The organism is Mycobacterium sp. E3339, from assembly GCF_001666915.1.
Lineage (GTDB): Bacteria > Actinomycetota > Actinomycetes > Mycobacteriales > Mycobacteriaceae > Mycobacterium.
Genome location: NZ_LZIZ01000203.1, coordinates 1 through 8,044 on the forward strand (window position 1 = coordinate 1; position 8,044 = coordinate 8,044).

Sequence of the window (8,044 nt, forward strand, 5' to 3'; positions counted from 1 at the left end):
ACGGTGCGGGCCAGCTCGCCGGCACCGACTTCGTCGTGCGCTCCATGTCCGGCGGGCTGTCGGGCGGCACCATCGCGGCGCTGCTGGAAGTGTTGGACACGGCGTCGCGCGAGGCCGACGTCCGGCGCCGCGGCGGGCGCCATGTTGGGGTCGAAACCCGTGGGCTCCGCGCTGGCGCTGGCCGACGGGATGGTCACGAGGGTGCCCGTGACCGCGGCAAGAACGAGCGTCTTACGGACGTTCTTCAATATCTTTCCTTTCGCGGTGCGCGCGCGCCAAAGCAAGCCCACTCGGGTGGGCTGACGGTGTTTGATTGGTGCGGAATACCTGCTTCGGGACGTGCCGGCTTGTCCTGGCACGACAGCGGTGGGCTGGAATCGCCCGGCGGAGTGCTACCGCCGGCCACGGACAAGACTTCGCCGTCCGCGGCCCCGCTCACACGCGGGTCCGTGATTCTGTTTTCAGTTACTCTTCCGTAACCCGTTGCGGGCTAACAGGGACCGTACGAGACCCGACGGCATTCGTCATCTTCGGAAATCGGATATCTCCGTTCGGTAACGGGGTGATCACGACGCGGTAGCCTCGCACTTTTGGCAGGTCAGCCACGCGATTCCGGCGAGTACCCAACAAATGCAAAAGCTTTCACAGCGTGAGCCGAATCACGCCCATTTTGTGAACTGGCCCACGTATTTGCCCCAGGCGTTTACAACCTTGCGGCCGTACCGGACTCGATTCCGCCGCTGCGAAGCACCGCACACTACAACAAGTTACGGGTTTACGTCACACACCGGGGGCGAACATACGAGCGAATTGCCTTGCGCCACCGCTTAACTTGCATTGTTCAAATAACGCACACCCGTCGTGGCGCGTTGCCGCCAAGTCGTGTGAAATAGCGAAATACACTGTCGGGGCGGCGATTCCGCGATCGTCACGCATGCGGTCTGGCAATTTCGGTGCGCCCGGGCCGTCGCCAAGCATCGCCGAGCTTGAAGACCAATTTATTTACCAGACTTGGTATTTCGTTTGGCAAAGCCGAAATCGCCACGGCGCCTTGCCATTTGCCAGGAATGGGCGCCGCGTTACAGGGGTTTACCCGGATTTCATCCGGCCCCGCACGGGCGGGTCGGGGTGCCCTTAGCCGCGGGGCCGCGCGAGGGCGCGCAGCTCGGCGTCGGTGTTGACGTTGGTCAACGACCGCGAATCCGTCGTGACGATGCGCTGCGCGTCCGAGGCGTCCACCAGGGCGCGCATCTTGCGCTCCCCCGCCGCCACCAAGGCGTCGACCCGGTCGGCCAGGTCGGTCCGGTACACCGCGGCGAGATAGTGGTCCTGGCCGTCCCACGGCAGCACCACCTCCGCGCCAGTCTCCTGCGCCCTGCGGGTGAGGTCGTCGATGAGTTCGACTGCCAGGAAAGGCATGTCGACGGCGCAGACGAAGGCGAGCGGCGCGCTGGCCTCGGCCGCCGCGCGCAATGCGCGTCCGGTCGCCGGCAGCGGCCCCAGGCCGCGCAGCTCGTCGCGCATCACGCGCGCCTCGAGTTCGGGCAGCGGCTGCCCCTGTGCGGCCATCACCAGGACGGGGTCGCAGCGCTGTCGCAGGACGCCGACGACGTGCTCGACCATGGTGGTCGCGTCGGAACCCGCGGAGGCGGGGACAGGGAGGCTGGCCTTGTCGCGGCCCATCCGTTGCGATGCGCCGCCGGCGAGCACCACCCCGGCAAGCGAAGTCTTTTCGCCCACGTCAGTCGACGGTCCAGGTGTCGCGCCCACGCAGCAGCGATTGCAGGGCGGCGTCGTCGAACGGTTTGGCGGCGCGCGCGGCCTGCACCTGCGAGCGCGCCGCGTCGTCGTACGTGGGCCGGCTGACGTCCCGGAAGATGCCGAGCACGGTGTGGTCGAGGTTCTGATCGGAGAGCCGGGACAACGCGAAGGCGTAGGCGGAGTCGTCGGTGTGCGCGTCGTGCACCATGATCTCGTCCACGGAAACGTCGGCGGTCTTGGCGAATTCGAGGCCGAAGCCGGACTTCACGACGCAGTACTCGCCGTCGGCGCCGAAGGTGATCGGCTCGCCGTGGCGGATGTTGATCACCCGCTCCTCGGCGCCTTCCTTGCGCAGCACGTCGAAGGAGCCGTCGTTGAAAATCGGGCAGTCCTGCAGGATTTCGACGACGGCGGCGCCGCGATGCTCGGCGGCGGCGCGCAACACCTCGGTCAGCCCGTTGCGGTCGGAGTCCAGGGCGCGGCCGACGAACGTGGCCTCGGCGCCCAGCGCCAGCGACACCGGGTTGAACGGGTGGTCCAGCGATCCCATCGGAGTCGACTTGGTGACCTTGCCGACCTCCGACGTCGGCGAGTACTGACCCTTGGTCAGCCCGTAAATCCGGTTGTTGAACAGCAGGATCGTGATGTTGACGTTGCGGCGCAGCGCGTGGATCAGATGGTTGCCGCCGATCGACAGCGCGTCGCCGTCACCGGTGACCACCCACACCGACAGGTCCTCGCGGGCCAGCGCCAGACCGGTCGCGATGGCCGGCGCGCGGCCGTGAATGGAGTGAAACCCGTAGGTCTCCAGGTAGTACGGGAAGCGGCTCGAGCACCCGATGCCGCTGACGAACACGATGTTCTCGCGGCGCAGTCCCAGCTCGGGCAGGAAGTTGCGGATGGTGTTGAGGATGACGTAGTCGCCGCAACCCGGGCACCAGCGGACCTCCTGGTCGCTGGTGAAGTCCTTGCCCTTCTGCGGCTGATCCGTCGCGGGGACACCGTCGTTCTTTTTCAACCTGGGCGTCAACCCGAGGTCGGTGCCCGCCAGATTTCCCACCAGGTCGGTCATTCGATAGCTCCCGCTCCAACCGTCGCTGCCGCCATTCTGGCGACCATCGTCTTGTCCTGCTCGATTTCGGCCAGCGTGCCGCCGATCGCTGCGCGGATGACGCGCCCGATCTCGTCGGCGAGGAACGCCACACCCTGGACCTTGCTGACCGATTGCACGTCGACCAGGTACTTGCCCCGAAGCAACAGCGCCAGCTGGCCCAGATTCATTTCCGGGCACACCACCATCGGGTAGCGCCGCAGCACGTCGCCCAGGTTGGCCGGGAACGGGCTGAGGTGACGCAGGTGGGCGTGCGCGACCTTGACGCCCTTGCGCCGCGCGCGCCGGCAGGCTTCGCCGATCGGGCCGTACGAGCTGCCCCAGCCGATCAGCAGCAGCTCGGCCTCCCCGCTGGGGTCGTCGACCTCGAGGTCGGGCACCGTGATGCCGTCAATCTTGGCCTGCCGCAACCGAACCATGAGGTCGTGGTTGACCGGCTCGTAGGAGATGGCACCCGAGCCGTTCGCCGCCTCCAGGCCACCGATCCGGTGCTCGAGGCCCGGGGTGCCCGGGACGGCGAACTGGCGCGCGAGCGTCTCGGGGTCGCGGTTGTAGGGCTGGAAGGGCTCGTCCGGCTTGGCGAACGTGTGCTTGATCGGCTGCAGCGTCCCGACGTCCGGAATCCGCCACGGCTCCGAGCCATTGGCGATCGCGCCGTCGGACAACACGATCACCGGGGTGTGGTACGACACCGCGATGCGCACCGCCTCGATCGCGATGGCGAAACAGTCGGACGGCGAACTCGGCGCCAGCACCGCCACCGGCGACTCGCCGTTGCGGCCGTACAGCGCCTGCAGCAGGTCGGCCTGCTCGGTCTTGGTCGGCAGGCCGGTCGACGGGCCGCCGCGCTGAACGTCGATGACCAGCAGCGGCAGCTCGGTCATCACCGCGAGGCCCAGCGCTTCGGACTTCAACGAGATGCCGGGACCCGAAGTGCTGGTGACGCCGAGCGCCCCGCCGTATGAGGCGCCGATCGCGGCGCAGATGCCGCCGATCTCGTCCTCGGCCTGGAAGGTGATGACGTTGAAGTTCTTGTGCTTGGACAGCTCGTGCAGGATGTCCGACGCCGGCGTGATCGGGTAACTGCCGAGCACCACCGGGATGTTGGCCAGCTGCCCCGCCGCGACGATGCCGTAGGACATGGCCGTGTTGCCGGAGATCTGCCGGTATTCACCGGACGGCAAGGTCGCCCGGGACACCTCGTAGGTGGTGCCGAACGCCTCGGTCGTCTCGCCGTAGTTCCAGCCCGCCTTGAGCGCCAGCACGTTCGCCTCGGCGATGTCGGGCTTGCGGGCGAACTTCTCCCGGATGAACTTCTCGCTGGTCTCGATCGGGCGGCCGTACATCCAGGACAGCAGCCCCAGCGCGAACATGTTCTTGGCCCGCTGGCCGTCCTTCTTCGACGCGCCGATCGCCTCGACCGCGCCCAGCGTGAGGGTGGTCATCGCGACGGAATGCACGACGTATTCGGACAACTCGTCGGACTCCAGCGGGTTCGTGACGTAACCCACCTTGGTCAGGTTGCGCTTGGTGAACTCGTCGGAGTTCGCGATCACCATGCCGCCGCGCGGCAGGTCGCCGATGTTGGCCTTGAGCGCCGCGGGGTTCATCGCGACGAGCACGTCGGGGCGGTCACCGGCGGTCAGGATGTCGTAGTCGGCGATCTGGATCTGGAAGGACGACACCCCGGGCAACGTGCCTGCGGGGGCCCGGATCTCGGCCGGGTAGTTCGGCTGGGTCGCCAGGTCGTTACCGAAAAGCGCTGCCTCCGACGTGAACCGGTCACCGGTGAGCTGCATGCCGTCACCGGAGTCCCCGGCGAAGCGGATGACTACCTGTTCGAGGCGCTGACGTTCGGACCCGTTACGCGCAGGCGCTCCGTTCTGGGACGACCCGCCGTGAGAATCAGAGCCGGCTCCGCTGCCGTTCGGATCCACGTATCCGCCTTCCATTGGTTAACCGGATAGGCACTTTCGCTGGAGATTGAGGTTACGCGCCGTTGCAGCGACTCCCGCGCGCTCGAGCTTGAGTGTCACTAGTAATGCCAATTATGGCACTTCTCTGAGGGAAGAATGAGCGTCTCTAATCCATCGCATGCAGCGGTTTTACCCCTAAAGCCGAAGTCAGCGCGGGGAGGGTGGTGCGGACGGTTCAAAACTGTGGTATTGGTCACTTTCGCGCGGCGGCGTCCAATTCCCTTGGCGCCGTTTCCGGCATCGCAATCAGGTAGAGCAAAAACCCCGCGCCGGCGAGCGCTCCGAGGAAGGCAAAGGCGGCGTTGTAACCGGCGGCCACCACGATTCGGCCCGCGACGAGGTTGGACACCGAGGCGCCTATCCCGGTCGCCGCCGTCACTGCGCCGAGGCTGACGTTGAACCGGCCGCTGCCGTGCGTCACGTCCTGCACCACGAGGGGAAACAGCGCACCGAACACGCCGGCCCCGACTCCGTCCAGCAGCTGCACGCCGACCAGCCAGTACGGATTGCCGGACAGGGTATAGAGAAACCCTCGCGCGGCCAGGACGGCGAAGCCGAGCAGGAAGATCGGCTTCCTGCCCCACGAGTCGGCCTTGGCCCCGGCCAGGTACGCCACCGGCACCATGACCACCTGCGCGGCCACGATGCAGCCGGACATCAGCGCGGTCCCGACGTCCTTGTTGTGCAGCGCCAGCAACTGGCCGACCAGGGGCAGCATCGCGGCGTTGGCGAAGTGGAAGGCGACCACGGTCGCGGCGAAGATCATCAGCCTGGGGTTGCGCAGCAGCGCCGCCATCCGCGACGGTGTCTCGTGCGGACCCCCGGGCACGTGATCCATGCCCCGGGCGACGTCATGGTCGATCGCGTCGCGCGGAATCCGCAGTGTCGCAAGCACACTGGCGGCGGCCATGGTGGCCAGCACCCAGAACACCACCACCGGCCCGAAGAAGTAGGCCAGCCCGCCGGTGATGGCGGCGGCCGACGCGTTACCCGCGTGGTTGAACGACTCGTTGCGCCCGATTCGTCGCGAGAAGAAGCGGGGACCGACGACGCCCAGGGTGATCGCGGCGAGGGCCGGGGCGAAGACCGAGCCGGCGATCCCGGTGATCGCTTGCAACACCGAGATCGAGTACAGGCCGGGGAACAACGGCATCGCCAACGACCCGGCGGTGACGGTCAACGCGCCGCCGATGATCAGCGCCCGCTTGGCCGTGCTGCGGTCCACCAACGCGCCGGCCGGCGCCTGAGCGACGATCGCCCCGATCCCGCCGACCGCCATGACGAAGCCGATCGACGCCTGGTCCCAGTGATGGGTCAGCAGCAGGTAGACCGACAGGTAGGGACCCAGCCCGTCGCGAACGTCGGCCAACAGGAAGTTCAGCAGGTCCAGCGCGCGCGTCAGCCGGCGCGGGATCGGGGTGGGGGCGCCAGCGACGGTCGGCATGCGCATCTAGTACCCGATGCGCGCTCGACCGAAGTGTCAGGCGCTCTTGTCGCGGCGCTCGGTGCGCGACGGCTTGCGCGGCACGATCGTCGGCAGCACGTTGTCCTGCACGGTCTCCTTGGTCACCACGACCTTGGCGACGTCGTCGCGGCTCGGGATGTCGTACATCACCGGCAGCAGGACCTCTTCCATGATGGCCCGCAGACCGCGGGCGCCCGTGCCGCGATGGATGGCTTGATCGGCGATCGCCTCGAGCGCGTCGTCGGTGAACTCGAGCTCGACGCCGTCCATCTCGAACAGCCGGGTGTACTGCTTGACCAGAGCGTTCTTGGGCTCCGAGAGGATCTTGACCAGCGACTCCCGGTCCAGGTTGGTCACCGAGGCCACCACCGGCAACCGGCCGATGAACTCCGGGATCAAGCCGAACTTGATCAGGTCCTCGGGCATGACCTCGGCGAAGTGGTCGGTGGTGTCGATCTCGGCCTTCGAGCGCACCTCGGCGCCGAAGCCCAGGCCGCGCTTCCCGACGCGCTCGTAGATGATCTTCTCCAGGCCGGCGAACGCCCCCGCGACGATGAACAGCACGTTGGTGGTGTCGATCTGGATGAACTCCTGGTGCGGGTGCTTGCGGCCGCCCTGCGGGGGAACCGACGCCTGCGTGCCCTCCAGGATCTTCAGCAGCGCCTGCTGCACGCCCTCGCCGGAGACGTCACGGGTGATCGACGGGTTTTCACTCTTGCGGGCGATCTTGTCGACCTCGTCGATGTAGATGATGCCGGTCTCGGCCCGCTTGACGTCGTAGTCGGCGGCCTGAATGAGCTTGAGCAGAATGTTTTCGACGTCCTCACCGACGTACCCGGCCTCGGTCAGCGCGGTGGCGTCGGCGATGGCGAACGGCACGTTGAGCATCTTGGCGAGCGTCTGGGCCAGGTAGGTCTTGCCGCAGCCGGTCGGGCCCAGCATCAGGATGTTGGACTTGGTCAGCTCGACCGGCTCGTGCCGGGAGTCGCGGCCCTTCTCCCCGGCCTGGATGCGCTTGTAGTGGTTGTACACCGCGACGGCCAGGGTCCGCTTGGCGGTGTCCTGGCCAATGACGTAGCCCTCCAAGAACTCCCGGATCTCAACGGGCTTGGGCAGTTCGTCGAGCTTGACGTCGTCGGCGTCGGCGAGCTCCTCTTCGATGATCTCGTTGCAGAGGTCGATGCACTCATCGCAGATGTACACACCGGGACCAGCAATGAGCTTCTTGACTTGCTTCTGGCTCTTCCCGCAGAAGGAGCACTTCAGCAGGTCACCGCCGTCTCCGATGCGCGCCATGGTGCCTCAGGGCCTACTTCCTGTTCGCCGTTCGTCGTGCTGTCCCGCCATGTATCCCCCGACGCTACCCGGTAGATCGGGCCCGACGCGACCGTTAAGGCCGAATCGCGTTGGTGGTATTCATGCCGTCCGTCTCGATGAAACATATAGCCAGACGGCGCCCCTGACTCGCGAAAGACGCGCTTTGCGTGTCTTTGGCGTGTCGCGGTCGTTACCCGACCGAGGCTGTGCGCCGCCCAAACCCCACCAAATCACCCTACCGTCGCCGGCCGGGTATTGGTTCTGATCAGCGCCGGCCGACGGGCCCGGTTCGCCGAGCGTGCACTGGGGGCGGCAAATCGGCCGAAAATCCGCCGTGAGTGCACGTTCGGCGCGGGACCGCGAACGCTAGGCGGTCTGCGCGGACAGCTTCCGATACTCCAGGACGGTGTCGAT

Annotated in this window: 5 protein-coding genes and 1 pseudogene; 1 reads left to right on the plus strand and 5 read right to left on the minus strand. The window is 66.8% G+C overall.

The features are described 5' to 3' along the window. Positions 1 to 131 (plus strand): annotated as a pseudogene (locus A5702_RS27305) (enoyl-ACP reductase); the annotation flags it as partial. A gap of 1,003 nt (positions 132 to 1,134) precedes the next feature. Here the strand turns inward: A5702_RS27305 and mobA are convergent. The 5 genes from mobA to clpX form a co-directional block, all read right to left on the minus strand. Next, positions 1,135 to 1,740 carry a molybdenum cofactor guanylyltransferase gene (gene mobA, locus A5702_RS19020; protein WP_082956124.1) on the minus strand — a complete coding sequence of 202 codons (606 nt, stop codon included), beginning with the start codon at positions 1,738 to 1,740 and terminating at the stop codon, positions 1,135 to 1,137. 1 nt (position 1,741) lies between these two features. Next, on the minus strand, positions 1,742 to 2,833 hold the full coding sequence (locus A5702_RS19025) for a 2-oxoacid:ferredoxin oxidoreductase subunit beta (RefSeq protein WP_055400122.1): 1,092 nt from the start codon (positions 2,831 to 2,833) through the stop codon (positions 1,742 to 1,744). Then, complete coding sequence (locus A5702_RS19030) at positions 2,830 to 4,809, minus strand: 2-oxoacid:acceptor oxidoreductase subunit alpha (protein WP_156669678.1); 1,980 nt, start codon at positions 4,807 to 4,809, stop codon at positions 2,830 to 2,832. The genes A5702_RS19025 and A5702_RS19030 overlap by 4 nt, the downstream gene beginning before the upstream one ends. A gap of 232 nt (positions 4,810 to 5,041) precedes the next feature. Next, the gene (locus tag A5702_RS19035; protein ID WP_156669679.1) at positions 5,042 to 6,292 is read right to left on the minus strand and encodes an MFS transporter; all 1,251 of its coding nucleotides are present in this window, start codon (positions 6,290 to 6,292) and stop codon (positions 5,042 to 5,044) included. Between the two features lie 36 nt (positions 6,293 to 6,328). After that, positions 6,329 to 7,609, minus strand: a complete 1,281-nt coding sequence (gene clpX / locus A5702_RS19040) for an ATP-dependent Clp protease ATP-binding subunit ClpX (RefSeq protein WP_055400128.1) — start codon at positions 7,607 to 7,609, stop codon at positions 6,329 to 6,331. Positions 7,610 to 8,044: the final 435 nt, after the last annotated feature.

Excerpts from the sequence above, each read along its gene's own strand:
- A5702_RS19025 (WP_055400122.1), bottom strand. The coding sequence starts at position 2,833 with ATGACCGACCTGGTGGGAAATCTGGCGGGCACCGACCTCGGGTTGACG.
- A5702_RS19035 (WP_156669679.1), bottom strand. The coding sequence starts at position 6,292 with ATGCCGACCGTCGCTGGCGCCCCCACCCCGATCCCGCGCCGGCTGACG.
- clpX (WP_055400128.1), bottom strand. The coding sequence starts at position 7,609 with ATGGCGCGCATCGGAGACGGCGGTGACCTGCTGAAGTGCTCCTTCTGC.